The 18,276-nt window shown below is 69.7% G+C and carries 16 protein-coding genes and 2 pseudogenes; 15 read left to right on the top strand and 3 right to left on the bottom strand.

From position 1 onward, the window contains the following. Window positions 1-257: 257 nt before the first annotated feature. From SSOG_RS45365 to SSOG_RS45390, 6 genes and pseudogenes are all read left to right on the top strand, one after another. Window positions 258-1,285: pseudogene (locus SSOG_RS45365) on the top strand (ABC transporter substrate-binding protein). A 4-nt stretch (window positions 1,286-1,289) separates the two neighbouring features. After that, complete coding sequence (locus SSOG_RS45370) at window positions 1,290-2,114, top strand: ABC transporter ATP-binding protein (protein WP_009721064.1); 825 nt, start codon at window positions 1,290-1,292, stop codon at window positions 2,112-2,114. Continuing rightward, complete coding sequence (locus SSOG_RS45375) at window positions 2,111-3,064, top strand: ABC transporter permease (protein WP_009721065.1); 954 nt, start codon at window positions 2,111-2,113, stop codon at window positions 3,062-3,064. The genes SSOG_RS45370 and SSOG_RS45375 overlap by 4 nt, the downstream gene beginning before the upstream one ends. Before the next feature lie 59 nt (window positions 3,065-3,123). After that, window positions 3,124-4,719, top strand: coding sequence for an FAD-dependent oxidoreductase (locus tag SSOG_RS45380; RefSeq protein ID WP_009721066.1), 1,596 nt, complete (start codon window positions 3,124-3,126; stop codon window positions 4,717-4,719). Then, entirely contained in the window at window positions 4,716-5,084 is a 369-nt protein-coding gene (locus SSOG_RS45385; protein ID WP_039940328.1) for a 4Fe-4S dicluster domain-containing protein, read from the top strand. Before SSOG_RS45380 ends, SSOG_RS45385 begins: the two co-directional genes overlap by 4 nt. A gap of 26 nt (window positions 5,085-5,110) precedes the next feature. After that, window positions 5,111-6,013, top strand: a complete 903-nt coding sequence (locus SSOG_RS45390; RefSeq protein ID WP_009721068.1) for a TauD/TfdA dioxygenase family protein — start codon at window positions 5,111-5,113, stop codon at window positions 6,011-6,013. Between the two features lie 296 nt (window positions 6,014-6,309). On the opposite strand, the pseudogene SSOG_RS45395 reads toward SSOG_RS45390, so the two are convergent. Continuing rightward, window positions 6,310-6,906, bottom strand: a pseudogene (locus SSOG_RS45395) (SUKH-4 family immunity protein); the annotation flags it as partial. Between the two features lie 276 nt (window positions 6,907-7,182). After that, a complete protein-coding gene (locus SSOG_RS45400; protein ID WP_009721070.1) occupies window positions 7,183-7,767 on the bottom strand; it encodes a TetR/AcrR family transcriptional regulator in 585 nt (194 codons plus the stop codon). A 100-nt stretch (window positions 7,768-7,867) separates the two neighbouring features. Between SSOG_RS45400 and SSOG_RS45405 the strand changes: the two genes are divergently transcribed. Further along, window positions 7,868-8,335 (top strand): hypothetical protein, encoded by a 468-nt coding sequence (locus SSOG_RS45405; RefSeq protein WP_208867461.1) that lies wholly within the window; start codon window positions 7,868-7,870, stop codon window positions 8,333-8,335. A gap of 199 nt (window positions 8,336-8,534) precedes the next feature. On the opposite strand, the gene SSOG_RS45410 is transcribed toward SSOG_RS45405, so the two are convergent. Next, window positions 8,535-9,590: a Gfo/Idh/MocA family protein gene (locus tag SSOG_RS45410; protein WP_078510551.1), complete on the bottom strand. Its 1,056-nt coding sequence runs from the start codon at window positions 9,588-9,590 to the stop codon at window positions 8,535-8,537. 866 nt (window positions 9,591-10,456) lie between these two features. Here SSOG_RS45410 and SSOG_RS45415 point away from each other — a divergent pair. The 8 genes from SSOG_RS45415 (at window position 10,457) to SSOG_RS45445 (ending at window position 18,274) form a co-directional block, all read left to right on the top strand. Beyond that, complete coding sequence (locus SSOG_RS45415; protein ID WP_245606542.1) at window positions 10,457-11,737, top strand: NtaA/DmoA family FMN-dependent monooxygenase; 1,281 nt, start codon at window positions 10,457-10,459, stop codon at window positions 11,735-11,737. Between the two features lie 116 nt (window positions 11,738-11,853). Then, complete coding sequence (locus tag SSOG_RS57195) at window positions 11,854-12,015, top strand: PNPOx family protein (protein ID WP_245606543.1); 162 nt, start codon at window positions 11,854-11,856, stop codon at window positions 12,013-12,015. A gap of 96 nt (window positions 12,016-12,111) precedes the next feature. Further along, on the top strand, window positions 12,112-13,194 hold the full coding sequence (locus tag SSOG_RS45420) for a polyamine ABC transporter substrate-binding protein (protein WP_009721074.1): 1,083 nt from the start codon (window positions 12,112-12,114) through the stop codon (window positions 13,192-13,194). A gap of 35 nt (window positions 13,195-13,229) precedes the next feature. Next, window positions 13,230-14,069 carry an ABC transporter permease gene (locus SSOG_RS45425; protein ID WP_245606544.1) on the top strand — a complete coding sequence of 280 codons (840 nt, stop codon included), beginning with the start codon at window positions 13,230-13,232 and terminating at the stop codon, window positions 14,067-14,069. Then, window positions 14,069-14,836 (top strand): ABC transporter permease, encoded by a 768-nt coding sequence (locus SSOG_RS45430; RefSeq protein WP_009721076.1) that lies wholly within the window; start codon window positions 14,069-14,071, stop codon window positions 14,834-14,836. The genes SSOG_RS45425 and SSOG_RS45430 overlap by 1 nt, the downstream gene beginning before the upstream one ends. Continuing rightward, a complete protein-coding gene (locus tag SSOG_RS45435; RefSeq protein ID WP_009721077.1) occupies window positions 14,833-15,876 on the top strand; it encodes an ABC transporter ATP-binding protein in 1,044 nt (347 codons plus the stop codon). Before SSOG_RS45430 ends, SSOG_RS45435 begins: the two co-directional genes overlap by 4 nt. Next, window positions 15,873-17,171, top strand: a complete 1,299-nt coding sequence (locus SSOG_RS45440) for a glycosyltransferase (protein WP_039940331.1) — start codon at window positions 15,873-15,875, stop codon at window positions 17,169-17,171. Before SSOG_RS45435 ends, SSOG_RS45440 begins: the two co-directional genes overlap by 4 nt. After that, window positions 17,168-18,274: an ABC transporter substrate-binding protein gene (locus SSOG_RS45445; RefSeq protein WP_039940333.1), complete on the top strand. Its 1,107-nt coding sequence runs from the start codon at window positions 17,168-17,170 to the stop codon at window positions 18,272-18,274. The genes SSOG_RS45440 and SSOG_RS45445 overlap by 4 nt, the downstream gene beginning before the upstream one ends. The last annotated feature ends 2 nt before the right edge of the window (window positions 18,275-18,276 follow it).

Genomic DNA, 18,276 nt, shown 5'->3' on the forward strand with positions numbered 1-18,276 from the left:
TCTCTCACTTCTCTTCCCGCTCGGCATCTGACGGTATCCGCTGTCCTGTGAGCGCGGTGACTTCTGCCTTCCCGGTCCGCTCTTCTGCCTTCCTTGGTTTTCCCTTCATGCCGTGACAAGGAATGGCTTCTTGGCGATTCCAGGGCTCACCCATGCGCGGTTCTTCGGATAGTGCTGTGCGGTTATGCGGCCTGCCTCCACGTTCCCTTTCGTAAGGACCTCGTTTCATGCGCTCAGCCACCTCCAGACGACAATTCATGGCCCTGCTCGGTGTCTCGGCCGCAGCGGTGAGCTGCGGTACGGCAGCGGGCAACGCGTCCGGGAAGCAGACCAAAAAACTGCGGTACCAGGGGTGGGCAGGCCAGGTCACCGTGCCGGAGCTCGCCGAGGACCTGGGATATCTGGGCGATGTGAAGCTGGACTGGGTCGGCAATACGATCAGCGGCCCCCAGGACATCCAGTCCGCGGCCACCGGGCAGATCGACTTCGGAGGGGCCTTCAACGGCGCGGTCGTCAAACTGGCCGCGCACGGCGCCCCCATCACGTCCGTCATCAGCTACTACGGATCCGACAAGCACGCGTACAACGGCTTTTATGTACTGGAGGACAGCCCGATCCGCTCGGCTCGCGACCTATCCACAAAGTCGGGATGAACACCCTCGGCGCGCACAACGAGGCGATGCTCGACATCTATCTCAAGCGCCATGGACTGTCCAAGGGGGAGATCGGCAAGGTGCAGCCCTTGGTGGTGCCGCCGGTCAATATTGAGCAGTCGCTGCGGCAACGCCAGATCCAGGTGGGCGTACTCGGGGACATCCTGCGGGACAAGGCCGTGGCAGGCGGGGGGATCCGGCCGCTGTTCACCGACTTCCAGCTGCTCGGGGCGTTCAGCGCCGGAACGTATGTGATGACCGATCGCTTCCTGCAGCAGAACCCCGACACGGCCAAGACCTTTGTCACCGGCGTGGCCCGGGCCATCGAGTGGGCCCGCAGCACGCCGCGCGAGGAGGTGATCGCGCGGATGACGGAGGTCGTGAAGAAGCGCGGCCGCAAGGAGGACGCCAGACCCCTCAAGTACTGGAAGTCCTTCGGGGTCGCCGAGACGGGCGGCCGGATCACCGACAAGCAGCTCCAGCTGTGGATCGACTGGCTGGCGGAGCGCGGTGACATCAAGCGAGGGAAGGTCAAGGCGTCCGACCTCTACACCAACGAATACAACGACTACCGCCCTGGGAGCACCTCGCCCGGCCCCTCGGCCCCCTCCGCGACGACGACCCGGAGCTGATCCCATGAGCGTCAAAATCGCCTTTGAGCAGGTCCGCAAGGTGTTCACCGTGCAAGGGTCGGCAGGCTCCCGCCAGGCCACCGAGTTCACCGCCCTGGACGGGATCGACCTGGAGGTCTCCGCGGGGGAGTTCGTGGTGGTCGTCGGGCCCAGCGGATGCGGAAAATCCACGCTGCTCGACCTGCTCGGCGGCCTCACCGAGCCCACGAGCGGGCGGATTCTCCTGGACGGCGAGCCGGTCACCGGCCCCGGCCTCGACCGGGGCATCGTCTTCCAGCAGTACGCCCTGCTTCCCTGGCGCACGGCGCAGGGCAATGTCGAGTTCGGCCTGGAGGCCACCGGAGTGCCGCGGCACGAACGCGCCGACCGGGCCAGGGAGTACCTGGACCTGGTGGGCCTCACCGGATTCGAGGACCGGCACCCGCACGAGCTCTCCGGCGGGATGAGACAGCGCGTGGCGATCGCGCGCAGCCTGGCCTACGACCCGGACGTGCTGCTCATGGACGAGCCCTTCGCCGCCTTGGACGCCCAGACCCGGGAGCTGTTGCAGGACGAGCTGCTGCGGATCTGGGAACGGACCGGCAAGACGGTGGTCTTCATCACCCATGGCATCGAGGAAGCGGTCTACCTCGGGCAGCGGGTGGCCGTCCTGACCTCCCGGCCGGGGGTCGTCAAAGAGGTCGTACCGATCGCGCTCGACGCCCGCACCACAGCGGACGACGTGCGCTCGAGCCCGGAGTTCGCGCGCTACCGGCACGAGATCTGGAGCCTCCTGCACGACGAAGTGGCCCGCGCCCAGCAGTTGGAGAAGGAGAGTGTCCCCGCATGAGCCCCGCCACCGGGACGACCACCACGACGGCGGACACCACCGCCCCCGTCACAGAGCCTGCCCCGGCTCCCGGAGCCGCCGCCGGGCCGAACACCCCGGATCCCGTGGGCGCTCCTGCACCGGACGAACACCCGCGGCGGACCGCACCCGTGGCGGCCAGAGCCCGCGCGGTCGGCCGCCGGTTGCCCGGCCTGCTGGGGCGCGGCCTCACCAAAGTGGCGGCGATCGTCGCACTCCTGGCCGTATGGGAGATCACGCCCCGCGTCGGCCTGGTGGACCGCACCTTCCTGCCGCCCTTCAGCGAGGTCGCCCGCGCCTGGTGGGAGTTGCTGGCCGACGGGCAGCTCGCCGACAACACCGAGGCCAGCCTGGCGCGTTCGTTCACCGGGTTCGGTCTGGCCGTCGTCATCGGTGTCCCGCTCGGGCTGCTGATCGGCCGGTACCGGCTGGTCGCGGATCTGCTGGGACCGCTGCTCGAAGTCTTCCGCAACACCGCGGCCCTGGCGCTGCTGCCGGTGTTCGTCCTGCTGCTGGGCATCGGCGAGACGTCCAAGATCTCCATCGTGCTCTACGCCTGCACCTGGCCGATCCTCCTCAACACCATCAGCGCCGTGCGCCAGGTGGATCCCACGTTGCTCAAGCTGGCGAAGTCCATGGACCTCTCGTCGCCCCGGCTGTTCCAGAAGGTGATCCTGCCCGCCTCCGTACCGACGATCTTCACGGGTATACGGCTGGCCGGAGCCAACGCCATCCTCGTGCTGGTGGCCGCGGAGATGGTCGGCGCCAAGGAAGGGCTCGGCTACCTGATCAACTCGTCCCAGTACAACTTCGCGATCCCGCAGATGCACGCCGGGATCCTCACCATCTCCGTCATCGGCGTCGCCTTCAACCAGCTGCTCGTGACCGTGGAACGCCGGCTCAGCTCCTGGCGCGTCCCCGCACACAGCTGACTCGCACACAGCTGACCCGCACCGGCGGCCGCGGCTGCCGGAAGTGAGAGGAGCCCTGCGTGACCACGCTCGATCTGACCACCGACGTCCTCGTCATCGGCGGCGGTCCGGCCGCCACCTGGGCCGCCCTCAAGGCGGCCCGGGCCGGTGCCGACGTCGTCCTCGCCGACAAGGGGTATTGCGGTACGAGTGGCGCCACCGCCTCCGCCGGTACCGGCGTGTGGTACGTCCCGCCGGAACCCGCCGCTCGCGAGGCGGCCATGGCGAGCAGGGAGGCACTCGGCGGCTACCTCGCCGACCGGCGCTGGATGGCACGTGTCCTGGACCAGACGTACGAGGGCGTCAACGCGCTGGCGAACGAGGCCCGTTACCCCTTTCCGGCAGGGCCGGACGGGCAGCCGCTCAGGAACGGACTGCACGGTCCCGAGTACATGCGGCGGATGCGCGTCCGTGTCAGACGTGCGGGCGTACGTGTCCTGGACCACAGCCCGGTCTGCGAACTGCTCACCGACACCTCGGGAGCGGTGGCGGGCGCCACCGGATACCGGCGCCAGGCCGGGGAGCCGTACCGGGTCCGCGCCGGGGCGGTGGTCCTGGCCACCGGCGGCTGCGCGTTCCTCAGCGGAGCCCTCGGCTGCAACGTCAACACCGGCGACGGCGCCCTGTTCGCCGCCGAGGCCGGAGCCGAGCTGTCCGGAATGGAATTCTCCAACGCGTACGCCATCGCGCCCGAGCACACCTCGGTCACCAAGACCGCCTTCTACACCTTCGCCACCTTCTTCCACGAGGACGGCACGGTGCTGGAGGGCGCGGCGAGCCAGGGCGGACGCTCGGTCATCGCCCGGGCGCTGCTCCAGGAGAAGGTGTACTGCCGCCTCGACCGCGCCGACGCGAAAGCCCAAGCGGCCATGCGCCTCGCCCAGCCCAACTTCTTCCTCACCTTCGACCGGCTGGGCATCGACCCCTTCACCCAGCGCTTCGCCATCACCCTGCTCGCCGAGGGCACCGTGCGCGGTACCGGAGGGATCCGCGTCACCGGTGACGACTGCTCCACCACGGTGCCCGGGCTCTACGCGGCGGGCGACGCCGCCACCCGCGAGCTGATCTGCGGCGGCTTCACGGGCGGCGGCAGCCACAACGCGGCCTGGGCCATCTCCTCCGGCAGCTGGGCGGGCCGGGCGGCGGCGCGCCACGCGAGCTCGCTCCCCGGCGGCGCCCGCACCCGGCGTACCGCCCCGGCGGGCGGCGCGGGACTGCGCCCGACCGGAACACCAGGCCCCGCCGACGGCTTCCGTGAGGTTGTCGCCGCGGTCCAGGGCGAGGTCCTTCCGTACCAGAAGAACTATCTGCGCCACGGAGACGGACTCGTGGCCGCCCTGCGGACACTGGACGACACCTGGCAGCGGCTGCGCGCCACGCTGTACGCCGAGGACGGAGATGTCGTACGGGCCCGGCAGGCCGCGGCCATGGTGGCGCACGCCCGCTGGATGTACACCGCGGCGCTCACCCGCACCGAGAGCCGGGGCATGGCCAAACGGCTCGACTTCCCCGCCCAGGACCCGGGACTGCACCACCGCATCGTGACGGGCGGTCTCGACCACGTATGGACCCGCCGGGAGCCCCTGGCGACCGCATCACTGGAGGTGGCCTCGTGATCGAACTGGTCTCGGCCGAGCGCTGTATCGCCTGCGACAAATGCGTCAAGGTGTGCCCGACGAACGTCTTCGACCGGGGCCCGGACGGCGTCCCCCTGCTCAGCCGCCAGGAGGACTGCCAGACCTGCTTCCAGTGCGAGGCGAACTGCCCCGTCGACGCGCTGTTCGTCGCACCCGTCACCCACCCCCTCCCCGACGACCAGGCGGTCCGCGACGAGGGGCACCTGGACCGCGCCGGCCTGCTGGGCAGTTACCGCCGCCACATCGGCTGGGGCCACGGCCGGACGCCCGCGCCGCTGCGGGCCGTGGGCCCGCAGCTCCCCGCACCGGGTGCCGGTCGGCCCTCACCGCCCATCACCTCCTGAAGACACCACCGAAGGGAAGAGCCCGCATGACCACCAGCACCGGCTTCGACATCCGAAGGATCGGCGGCCGGATCGGCGCCGAGGTCCTCGGCGTCGCACTCTCCGACGACCTCGACCCGGCACTCGTCTCCGACATCAACTCCGCGCTCCTGGAGCACAAGGCGCTCGTCTTCCGCGACCAGCAGCTGGACGACGCCGCCCAGCTGCGCTTCGCCTCCCTCTTCGGCGAACTGACCACCGCGCACCCCACGGTGCCGTCCGTCGACGGGCAGCCCAGCATCCTTCCGGTCAACGCCGAGGAGGGCATCCGCGCGAACCGCTGGCACACGGATGTCACCTTCGTCCGTTCGCCGCCGAAGGTGTCCACCCTGCGCGGCATCGTGGTCCCGCCCTACGGTGGCAACACGCTCATCGCCAACGCGGGCGCCGCCTACCAGGACCTGCCCCAGCCGCTGCGCGAGCTGGCCGACAAGCTGTGGGCCGTCCACACCAACGACTACGACTACGCCGCGCCCCCCAAGGACGAGAAGGCGGCCGAACACCGCAAGCGGTTCATCTCCCGGAAGTACCGGACCGCCCATCCCGTCGTCCGCGTCCACCCCGAGAGCGGTGAGCGCGGTCTGTTCATCGGCGGCTTCGCCCAGAGCTTCATCGGCCTCGGCCCGTCCGAGTCCCGTGATCTGCTGCGGATCTTCCAGTCCTATGTCATCCGCCCGGAGAACATCGTGCGTATCGCCTGGTCCCCGGGCGACGTGGTGGTCTTCGACAACCGCATCACCCAGCACTACGCCCCCGACGACTACGGTGACCTGCCGCGCCTGCTGCACCGGGTGACCGTCGCGGGCGATGCCCCGGCCGGTGTGGACGGGGAGCGCAGTTACGTCCTCGAGGGGGACGAAGCCGGCCACTACACCCCGGCCGCCCCCTGACGGCACACCGTCCTCCTGTGCCATGAATGGGCCTGCCCGGTGTGCGTACGCCGTACAACGGGCAGGCCCTCGCGCGTGACACGGTCACGCGACGCATCGTCAGGGTGTGTGATTTTCGATCAAGAGCCGGGCCTGATCCCGCGCGATCCGGACCGGCCCGACGGAGCGGCTGAACTTGGCCCCGGCCAGCGCTCCGTCGTACAGCAACTCGACGATCTCCGCGCACTTTTCCGGGGAGCGAGCCCCGGCTCCCCGCAGTTCTCGGGTGAGCGTGGAGCGCAGCCACGCGCGGTGCCGCTCGGACTGCTGCCCTTGAAGCGCTGACCCATGGCGATCTCATCGCCCACTACCGACCAGACGGTCTCGTCGTCCTGGAAGGGAAGTGGGTCGATGCTGCTCGTCTCCTCACGGATGCGATCGACTTCGCCGTTCAGGCGCTCGAAGTCAGCTTCCTCCTCGTCCTCGTCGCCGCTGAAGGTGAACTCCTCGAGCAGGCGCTGGAGCCGGAGGGTGACGTGGACGAGGGAGGAGACGTCCGTGTGGAGTTGGACCACGGCCTCCTCGTCGGGGTCGAAGGCGTGCACGTTGCCGGATACGGGGTCGAGGGCGATGTGCGCGTTGAGCAGCCAGCCGATGATGGGCCAGTCACCCGCGCCCTCCGCGGCGTCCTCGAAGGCCTCGATGTGGACGATGTCCTGCACGAGGGGCAGCAGGCCGTCGTCCTCGTCGGGCTGACGCAGCAGGAGCGTCCCAGTGGGGACGCCGACGGTCTGCAGGAGGCGGGCGCCCTCGGTGTCCACGGCGGCGGGCGGGAAGGCGGTGGCGGGCAGGGTCGCGAGCCGGTCCTCGCCGAAGATGTCGGCGAGTTCGCTGCGGGTGACGTCGAAAAGCACTGCCGGAACTCCGAACTCGGCGGGGGCACGGGCGCCGTGGGACTCTTAGCGGATGGAAACGGTCGCAACAACAGCGTTACGGATCGAGGCGCTTCCGGCGACAACGAACCAGTTCCCGGCTCATCCGGTGGCGCGAACGAGCGCGCGCCGCTCCGTGATCATCATGGTGTGACTCAGTCTGATCAGGAAACGGCCTGCCCGGCAACTGTAGCGAAAGGGCTCGAGGCGCGCTTCGCTGAGCTCGCCGGACTGGTTGTGCCCGCGACGAGGACGCCGTTACGCGCGCAGCGCCTGCGACAGCGCGTCAACGGTCACGCCCACGATGGCCAGGAGCTGCGCCGGGGTCGCCCCGGCTCTGCTCATGACGGCGAGCGACTGGTTCACAGCCGCCGCGTGTGCGGCGAAGGCCTCGGCGCCCTGGTCGGTCAGTCGGCCGGCCTCCAGTGCGGCGCGCAGGCGCAGGCGCTGGAAGCCGAGCGCCTGCTGAGCGTGCGCTGCGACGCTCGGACTCAGCACTGGAATTGCCATGGCTGACTGGGCGATCAGGCAGCCATCAGGTAGTTCGGGATCGGCGATGCGCTCGAGGGTGACGTCGAAGAACGCACGAACAGCGGCAACGGGTTCCGAGGCTGCACACGACAGGGCGGCGTCGTACTTCTCGCCGTAGCGCGCGGCGTAGCGATCCAGGCAGCGCAGGAAGAGCGTGTCCTTGTCGCCGAGGGAGGAGTAGATGGAGCTGCGGTTCAGGCCGGTTGCCCGGGACAAATCGTCCAGTGAGGTGTCGGTGTAGCCGTCGCGCCAGAACTGGATCATCGCGGCGTTGAGCGCCGCGTCCATGTCGAACTGCTTCTTGCCTGCCACGCGGCACTTCCTTGCCGATGCGTCGATGGTGCGGGCTGTGTTGCGCACCATTCTATCTTGAACTGTCCAGTCCAAGATGTGTTGGCTTTCAGACGTGGCTATGGCCAGGCATGCCGCGCACACTTCGCGACCGCGCGAGAAACACCCCACGTGGTCTGAGCCACCGCCGTCAGCCACGACCAACTTCTTCGGCGCCAACGGCGTGAAGGTGCGCAACGGCGCCGTGTGGGTGTCCAACATCGATCGCGGGACGATCCTGCGCACCCTGCTGACAGGCAAGGGAACGGCAGGGAGGCCCCAGATCAAGGCCTCGGGACTGGACAGCGTCGACGACTTTGCCTTCACGGGGCGGGGAGACCAGCTGTTGGCCGCCCTCAACATACCCAGCAAGGTCGTGCTCATCACCCCGGGCGGGCCCGCCCGCACTGTCCTCGACGAGAACGACGGGCTGCGGAACACCACGTCCGTCGCCGTCGCCGTCGACAAAGACACCGTTTACGTCAACAGCGGTGCGCTCACCACAGGCGGGGACGCGAATCTCCTGACGGCGCACCTCGGTCGCCGCTGAGACCCGGCTGCCGACGCTTTCGGTTCGGCCGGCAACCAGCCGAGTCGGCCTCGTCGCCGCCCCGTGCGTCAGGTAGGGCGGACGCACGGATGGCGGCGCGGCGCCAGGACCCCGCGAGCAACTCGCCCACATCCAGCGAGCTGAGGTAGCCACCCTGGCCCCGGGCCGACCTACAGCACGGGCACGCGGCCCGCGTCCGTCATCCCGGCGAGAAGTCTGGCACGCGCACCGGCCGCGAACCGTTCTTCAACGACTCCGCACCGGCCACGCCGACCAGCGACGCGGCCACCGCGGGCCGCACCGGGACCAGCGGCGGCTCCCCGCGCTCCACCGTGGCCCGGAATCCCTGGAGGACTCGCACCGTCCCCTCGGCCTGCCGCTCCACCGGCCACCCGTCCAGAGTGAGGAGTGGCGGGACCCGTTCCTCCTCGTGGGTGACGCCGTCGGACCGTGTCCAGCCCTCCACCCGGACGCGGACTGACCAGGCCCGCTCGCCCGGTGCGCGCACGGACTCGGCCAGTGCCCGGGTGCCGCGGACGGACAGCCAGCTCCAGTGGCTGTCGGGCTCGCCCTGGAGGAAGCCGTGGCGGGTCACGGCCAACGCTCCGGTGGACAGCCGGACGGCCATGACGACAGCCCGATCCAGGTCAGCCTCGTGCACCTGGAACGCGGCCACCTCCACCGGCCAAGCCCCCGTGACGGCCAGCACCGGCGAGACGGTGTGCGTGCAATACGCCGCCGCGGAGATGCGACCGCGCCAACTGTCGGGGTCACCGATGAGCGCGGCGACGTCCTCCGGTGACATGCCGTGCAGGTAGTCGGCCTCGATCAGACTGACCCGGCCGAGCTCCCCAGCCTCGACCGCCTGCCGGACCAGGCGGACGTGTGGATGGCAGACGTAGTTCTCGGCGAAGGAGTAGGTGGCAGTGGACCGCTCCGCCGCCGCGACCAGCAGCCGTCCCTCGTCCGCGTCCACGCAGGCCGCGCACTCGGACAGCACGTGCACGCCCCGCTTCAGGAACGCGATGGCCAGCGACGCGTGCGCGTCGAAGTCGTTGGCCAGGACAACCCCGTCCAGGCGGAGGTCCAGCAGGTCCTCCCACTGGTCGGTGAGCACCGCTCCCGGCAACTCCTCCCACGCCGCCTCCCGCCGCGCGGCGTCTCGATCGCAGGCGGCCACCACCTCCATGCCCACCCGCCGGCACCAGCCCGCCAGGAATAGCCCCATCCTCAGCCCGATCACACCAACCCGCATGCGCACATGGTTCCTTGGCGTCTGCTGCCCATGGCAAGTCCTTTTCCGGTAGCCCCCTCACAACACCAGCATCATCAGCCGCAGCCCCGACGCCTCTCATACACTCTGACCACGCGGGGCGACGCGCTGTTCGAGTTATGCGAGGCGCTGCTCTGGCTGCGGCCGGACGCCGAAACCTGCCCTGACCAGGCCTTTTGTCACACGTTCGGCCGGGGCGAGGGAAGGTGCCCGGCTGGCCGCACTCGATCGTGGCCGCGCTGGAGACGGGCCGGGCGTCATGGACGCAGCTTGGCAGGCAGCGGACCAGTGGGCGTGGCTCGTGATGGGGCTGTCGACAACAACGGCGGGAGGTATGCTGCCTCAGTGATCGACGGGGTGGCATACGGTGTACTGGCCCAGGGGGCGGAGAGCGTGCCCTCGGCCGCCGAGCCCGTCTGGCACCACCCCTACCTCCCTGCCGCACGCAGCGCCTGGCAGAGGCGGATGACAAGCGGGTCGGCCGACCGTGCCTCCCACAGCTGTGGGTCCCGCCCCTCCTCGTCCGCGGCACGGCACGCCGCCGAGTGCACGATCACGGCACTCGCCGCCGGGCGATGTCGCCTGTGAGCAGCGTCGGCACGTGAAGCTGTGCCGGACCGCCGCCGCGCTGTGTCGTTGACAGCGCGTTCCGGCCTTCTCCCGGCATGTCCGGCGCACACCTGTGTGCCTGCCGGGCCTGACCTCATCTGCCTGCCTGGCCGGGCCTGACCTCACCTCTTTGGGTGTTCACCGCCCGCGCCCATGAGAATTCGCCACCTTGAGATGCCACCGACGACGGTGAGAATGGACGAGTCGTGAGTGCGAAGCAGCCCAGAACGCTGAAAACCGTGACCGGAGCCGGCGGAACGTCGGAGACCTACGACCTGGCGATCGATCCGACCCGATCCACGCTGGACACCGCTGTGCGGGTTGCGAAACTGGCCGAAGCCGCGAGGATCGACGCACTGTTCACCGCCGATCTGCTCAGCTTCGGCGCCCAGGGCGCCATCGGGTCGCAGGAGCCGCTGATCTTCGTCTCGGCGCTGAGCCAGGTGACGTCGCGGATCGGCCTGATCGCCACGGTCTCGACCACCTTCAACCACCCGTTCAATCTGGCGCGGTTGTTCGGAACCCTCGATCATGTGAGCAACGGCCGGGCTGCCTGGAACCTGGTGACCTCCTCGGTCGGTGAGGAGAACTTCGGCCCCGACGAACTGCCCAGCCCGCAGGAACGCTACGCGCGCGCCGCGGAGACGCTGGACGTGGTCAACGCGCTGTGGGACAGCTGGGAGCCGGGTGCACTGACCGTCGGCACGGACGGCAAGGCGTTGCTGCACCGGGATAGGGTGCACCCCATCCATCACTCCGGCCGGTTCTTCACCGTCGCCGGCCCTCTGAACATCCCGCCGCTGCCACAGCGGCGCCCGGTGCAGATCCAGGCCGGACAGTCCGAAGCGGGGATAGCACTGGGCGCCCGCTACGCCGAGATCGTCTTCACCTCGCTCCCCACTGTCGACATCGCGCTGGACTTCACCCGGAAGATCCGCCGCCAGGCCGCGCAGTTCGGAAGGCCCGGCGGGCTGCCACTGATCTTCAGCTCGTTCCATGCCACCTACGGCGCCACCGAGGAGGAGGCGCAGCGGCTCGTACGCGAGCGGCGCGAGTCGATCGACTTCGAACGCGGCCGCGCCCAAGTGGCCGACATGCTCGGCGGAGGAGTCGATCTGTCTGACATCCCGCTCGACGCGACGCTGCCGGAGAGCCTGCTGCCGGACGTCGCTTCGGTGAACCGCCGCCGCGGCCGGGTCGACATCTTCGCCGGCTACGCGCGACAGGGCTATACGCTGCGGGAGCTCGTCATCGCGGCCCAGGACACCGGGCACTGGGCCGTCGCCGGAACCCCCGAGCAACTCGCCGACGCCGTTGAGGAACGGTTCCGGGCGGGTGTTCTGGACGTGATCTCGCTGAATGGCCTCGCCGACCCGCGGCAGCACGACTTCGTCGTCAACGGCCTGCTGCACGAGCTGCGCAAACGGAAGATCGTAGCCGCCGACTACACCGGCACCACTCTGCGCGAGAACCTTGGACTCGAGCTGCCGGCCCGTGAGGTTGCGCCTGTCCATGCCTGACGCTCCGGCCTGACCTGCCGGACCTTTATGAGCGTGTCGCCGGACCCACCGCTGGTCGCGTTCGCTGTGGCGGTCACCTCCAAGAGCTACCCGGCATCCGGGAGGCCGGCCGGTTCGTGGTCAACATCCTCGCCGAGGACCAGGCCGAACTCGCCACGGCGTTCGCCCGCAGCGTCGGCCCGTCCGCGTGGGCGGGCGGAACGCGGCCGGGCGAAACGGCCATCTTGCCCGGTGCATGCCAATGGTGCGAAAATCCGGAAATCGATGCCTGCCCGTGAGCCGTTCGGCGAACCGGGCATGACCCACGCTCAGCCGGCTGATCTCGACAGCAAGGGAGTGGCGTGTTAGGCGCACTGAGGTTCAGGCACGTGTCCATGGCGGCGACGGCGGCCGTCCTCGCGCTCCTTCTCCCCGCATGCGGCGGCGACGGCCAACCGGGCGGGAACGGCCCCGCCGCTTCCGCGTCGCTCGACCCCGAGGCGGACTTACGCAAGCAGCGGCTCACTGTCTCGAACTGGGACGGCTATATGCCGAAGGACCTTCCCGCCCGGTTCAAGTCGGCCGTCGGCACGCCCATGACCGTCGCCAAGCACAGCACCAACGAGGAGATCGTCGCCAAACTGACCGCCTCCGCCGACAGCGGCATCGACGTGGCGTTCGTATCGGGCCAGTACGCGCAGGCGCTCGCGGAGCAGGGGCTGCTCGAACCCATCCACCACGATCGGGTCCCGCACCTGAAGAACCTGGACCCGCTCGCCGCCCGGCTCGCCCACGACAAGGGCAACGTCTACTCCGTCCCGTACACCTGGGGCACCACCGGGCTCTGCTACCGCAAGGACCTCGTCGGCTACACCCCCGACAGCTGGAACGACCTGCTGAAGCCGCGCGCCGCGGTCAAGGGCAAGGCCACCATGCTGAAGACCGAACGCTGGCTCTTCCTCCCCGCGCAGAAGGCGCTCGGCTACTCGGTGAACACCACCGACGAGCAAGAGCTCGCCAAGGTCAAAGAGTTGCTGCTCACCGCGAAGGACGGGCTCCTCGCCTACGACGACACCACGTTCGGCGACCGCCTCAAGTCCGGGGAGGCCGTGCTGGCGGAGGCCTGGGACGGCTGGTGCCCGACCGACGACAAGAGGATCGGCTTCGTCGTCCCCAAGGAGGGCAGCGACCTCTGGACCGACACGATGGTCATCCTCAAGTCGTCGAAGAACAAGGAGGCGGCACACGCCTTCATCGACTACGTCCTCGACGCGAAGGTGCACTCCTGGGTCGCCTCGAACATCTTCTACAAGGTCCCCAACACCGCCGCCATGGCCGAACTCGACCCGGCCCTGCTGAAGAGCTACCCCGCACTCGCCATGCCCCCCGAGCGACTGCTCAAGGGCGAGTCCGCCGTCGACCTCGGGGACGACGCGACGGCGTACACCCGGATCGTCACGGAAGTCACCGCGGGTTGATGGCCCGACGGGGGAAAGCGGCCGGAAGACCACATGTGCGAGCCCGTATCGTCCTGCTCGGCCCGGGCCTGTCCTACCTGGCCGTCCTGCTCCTGCTGCCGCTGGCCCTGCTGATCGGCTACACGGTCTTCCGGCGGGGCCGCTTCGGCGGGATCGCGTACGAGGACGGAAGCACCGGCGAGAACTTCGCGCGGCTCACCGACCCCCTCTACGCCGGCGTCCTCACCGACTCGCTGCGCATCGCCGCCGTCACCACGCTGCTCGCGCTGCTCCTCGGCTACCCGACCGCGTACGCGATCAGCCGGCTGCCCGGCAGATGGCGCACGGTCGCCCTGGTCCTGGTCGTGCTCCCGTTCTGGACCAACTTCCTGATCCGTACCTACGCCTGGATCGTGCTGCTGTCCACCCACGGCGTGGTCAACTCGGCCCTCACCGGCATCGGGGTGATCGACCGGCCGCTGAAACTCCTCTACACGGAACCCGCAGTCGTCCTCGGACTGCTCTACGCCTATCTCCCGCTGATGGTGCTGCCGCTGTACTCGGCGATCGAGCGGGTCGACCCCCAGCTGCTCGAAGCCTCGGCCGATCTGGGCGCCCGCCCGGCCCGCACGTTCTGGAGCGTGACCCTCCCGCACACCCTGCCCGGCGTGCTGACCGGCTGCGTCTTCGTCTTCGTGCCCAGCCTCGGCAACTTCGTCGTCCCCGAACTGCTGGGCGGCGGGCGCACGGTCATGGTCGGCAATCTGATCAGAGACCAGTTCCTCACGGCGCGGGACTGGCCGTTCGGCTCGGTGCTCGCCCTCGCCCTGATGGCGTTCCTGGTCCTGCTGCTCATGGCGCAGGCCTGGGCAGGGCGCCGGCTGGGCGGCCGCTGATGCGCCGGGCGACGCTCCTCCCGCTGTGGGTGACGTACGCGTTCCTCTACACGCCCGTCGTGGTGCTGGTGGTGATGTCCTTCAACCGCTCGGACAGCCCCTACGAGTGGTCCGGGTTCAGCACCGCCTGGTACGGCACGCTGGCCGGCGACGACGAGGTCCTGCAGGGCCTGGCCAACACGCTGATCGTGGCCGCGGGCGCGACCGCCGCGTCCACCGTCCTCGGCACCCTGCTCGCCGTGGGGCTCGCCCGCCACGCGAGCCGGTCGCGGCTGCTGCCCGCCCTGTCGGTGCTGCCCGCCGTCCTGCCGGACATCGTGCTCGCGATCGGACTGCTCGCCTTCTACTCGCTCGTCTCGGCCACCCTCGGCCTGCACTCCGTGCTGCTCGCCCACACCGTCTTCGGCCTCGCCTTCGTCACGGCCGTCGTGCGCACCCGGATCGCCCACGTCGACCCCTCCCTGGAGGAGGCCTCACGCGACCTCGGCGCGGGCGAGGTCACCACGTTCCTCCGCATCACCCTGCCGACCCTCGCCCCCGGCATCGTGGCGGGCGCGCTGCTGACGTTCACGCTCTCGCTCGACGAGTTCGTCATCGCCTTCTTCACCGCGGGACCGAAGGACCCCACCCTGCCGATCGTCATCTACTCGATGATCAGGTTCGGCGTGACCCCGGAGATCAACGCGCTCGCCACCCTGCTGCTCGCGGTCGGCTTCACCGTGGTGATCGCCGCCCAGCGCATCAGCCGGCTGACGGAGGCGCTGTGATCCGTATCCATGCCGTCACCCGGCGGTTCGGCGAGGTCACCGCCCTGGACGGAGTGAGCCTGGAGATCGAGGAGGGCGAGTTCTTCGCCCTCCTCGGCCCGAGCGGCTGCGGCAAGACGACCCTGCTGCGCGTCCTCGCCGGATTCGAGACCCCGGACAGCGGCACGGTCACCCTGGACGGCCAGGACCTGCTGGGCGTGCCCGCGCACCGGAGGCCGGTCAACCTCATGTTCCAGTCGTACGCGCTGTTCCCGCACATGAACGTGGAGAAGAACATCGCGTACGGGCTGGCGCGGGAAGGGCTCGCCCGGGCCGAGATCGGCGAACGGGTCGCGGCCGTACTCGCCACCGTCGGGCTGACCGCGCACGCTCGCAGACGGCCGCACCAGCTGTCCGGCGGGCAGCGGCAGCGGGTCGCCCTCGCCCGTGCCATCGTCAAACGCCCCCGTGTGCTGCTGCTCGACGAGCCGCTGTCGGCGCTGGACAAACAGGTCCGCGCCGAGATGCAGCTGGAGCTCAAGCGCCTCCAGCACCAGGTGGGCATCACCTTCCTCGTCGTCACCCACGACCAGGAGGAGGCCATGTCGCTCGCCGACCGGATCGCCGTCCTGGACCGGGGGCGCGTCCAGCAGGTCGACACCCCCGTCGAGCTCTACCGGCACCCCCGGGGCCGGTTCGTCGCGGGCTTCGTCGGCGCCAACAACGTCTTCTCCGGACGGCTGCTGCCCTCCGGCGGACTCGACGTACCCGGCGTCGGTGTCCTGCCCGCCCCGGCCGGGAAGGCGGCCGGGCTGGTCGGCGTACGACCGGAGAGCATCCGGCTCGCCGCCCAGGGCGCGGACGCTCACCTGCACGGCACGGTGCTGGACATCAGCTACTTCGGCGGCTCCTCCAGGATCGCGGTCACGGTCCCCGGTCTGGACCGGCCGGTCCTGCTGACCGTTCCGGGCCCGGCCACGGTGACCTCCGGGGCCCGCGTCGCGCTGTCGTGGGACCCGGAGAGCGCGGTACTGATCGAGACGACGGGAGACACCCCTTGAGCAGACCCCTGACCATCCTCTTCGCGCCGGAGAGCGCGTACGGCCCGACCAACAACTGCGTCGGCATCGGCGACGTACTGCGCCGACGGGGCCACCGCGTGGTGTTCGCGGCGGAGGCGTCCTGGAAGGGCAGGCTCGCCCCGCTCGGCTTCGAGGAGGACCTGGTCGACCTGGCGCCGCCGCCCGAAAAACCCCAGGAGGCGGGCCAGTTCTGGAAGGACTTCGTACGCGACACCGCCCCCGAGTTCCAAAAGCCCACGATCGAACAGCTGGGCACATGGGTCAGGCCGGTCTGGGAGGAACTGATCGCCGGCGCCCGGTACTGCGAACCTCAGCTCAAGAGAATCGTCGACCGGGTCCGGCCGGACGTGATCGTCGAGGACAACGTCGTCTGCTTCCCCGCGCTGACCACGGCCGACGCGCCCTTCGTACGGATCGTCTCCTGCAACCCGCTGGAGATGAAGGGCGAACACGTCCCCCCGCCCTTCTCCGGCTACCCGGCCGCTGACCGCGCGGGCTGGGCCGCGTTCCGTGCCGAGTACGACCGCACCCACCGCGAGGTCTGGGCGGAGTTCAACGCCTGGGTCGTGGACCAGGGCGCGAGGCCGCTGCCCGACCTGGAGTTCATCCACGACGGCGAGCTGAACCTGTACGTCTATCCGGAGAGCGCCGACTACGCCGAAGCCCGCCCGCTGGGCCCTGCCTGGCACCGGCTGGACTCCTCGGTCCGCGAGACCGACGAGGAGTTCACCTTGCCGCCGGAGCTGGCCGAACGGCCCGGGGGCAGCGCGCTGATCTACTTCAGCCTGGGCTCCCTCGGCTCCGCCGACGTCGGCCTCATGCGCCGGATCATCGCCTCCCTGGCCCGCACCCCGCACCGCTACATCGTCTCCAAGGGACCGCTGCACGACGAGATCGAGCTGCCTCCCACCATGTGGGGCGCGGAGTTCCTCCCGCAGACGCGGATCCTCCCGCTCGTCGACCTCGTCATCACCCATGGCGGCAACAACACGACCACCGAGAGCCTCCACTTCGGCAAGCCCATGATCGTGCTCCCGCTGTTCTGGGACCAGTACGACAACGCACAGCGGATCGCCGAACTCGGCTACGGCGTCCGCCTCGACCCGTACCGCTTCACCGACGCGCAACTGCACGGCGCCCTGACGGAGTTGCTCGGCGACACCCGCCTGCGGCACAGGCTGACGGAAGCCTCCACGACCATCCGGGCCCGCGACGGGCTGCGCACCGCCGCCGACCTCATCGAGCGGCACGGCCACGAAGGGTACGGAACATGAAACTGTGCTTACGGCTCGGCCTCGCTGTCGTCGTCCTCGCTGCGCTCTCCGCCTGCGCGGACGGGCCCTCGTCGTCCTCCGACGGTGACTCGGGCGCCCGGGCCACGCTCCGACTCGCCGTTCCCTCGGCCGTGGTCGCACCCAAGGAAGAGGTCGCCACCTACGCGGTGGGCGACGCCGAGGGCTATCTGGCCGAGGAGAAGCTGAAAGTCGACGTGATCAACACCGATGGGTCGGTGGCAGCGGTCCAGGCCGTCGCCTCGAACAGCGCCGACATCGCGCCGGCCGACGCGGGAGCCATCCTCGCCGCACGGGAGAAGGGCGTCCCGGTGAAGGCCATCGGGGGCCTGGTACGGAACTGGCCGTGGCGCATGGCCGTCCAGCCCGGCAGCGAGATCAGGAGCCCGGCCGACCTCAAGGGCAAGAAGGTCGGGGTCATCAGCCTGGCCTCCGGCTCGGCCATCTACGCCCGCGCGTACGCGAGCGACGCCGGACTGGACGCGGCCAAGGACGTCGACCTGCTGCCGGTCGGCGTGGGGGCACAGGCCCTGGCCGCCCTGGAAGACGGCAAGGTCGACGTGCTCGCCCTGTTCACCCAGGCGTACACCACCATCGAGAACACGGGCACCGATCTGCGCTATCTCGACAACTCCGACGCGTTCGACGGCATCCGCTCCCTGACCTACGCGGTGACCGAGAAGACCCTGAAGCAGAAGAAGGACGTGCTGACGCGCTACTTGCGCGCCTCCTACAAGGCACTGCTCTTCTCCGCCGTGAACCCCGAGGCCGCGATGCGCGACGGCTACCGGGCGTTCCCCCGGCTGCTGACCGGCAAGAAGGCCGACGACCGCATCGCCGATGACACCAGGACCCTCGAGGCGTGGATCAAGACCGCGGTCCCCGCCACCGGTGAGCCCGAGGACTTCAAGGACTGGGGCGCGATCAGCGACGGGGAGTGGGACAAGACGGTCGCCTACACCAGGACGGCCGGCCAGATCACCGAGGACGTCCCCCTCCCGGAGCTGTGGGACGGCAGCCTGCTCACGGGCGCGAACGACTTCGACCCGGCGGCCGTGATCGAGAAGGCGAAGGCCGCCGGGTGACG

It is taken from the genome of Streptomyces himastatinicus ATCC 53653, assembly GCF_000158915.1.
Taxonomy (GTDB): domain Bacteria; phylum Actinomycetota; class Actinomycetes; order Streptomycetales; family Streptomycetaceae; genus Streptomyces; species Streptomyces himastatinicus.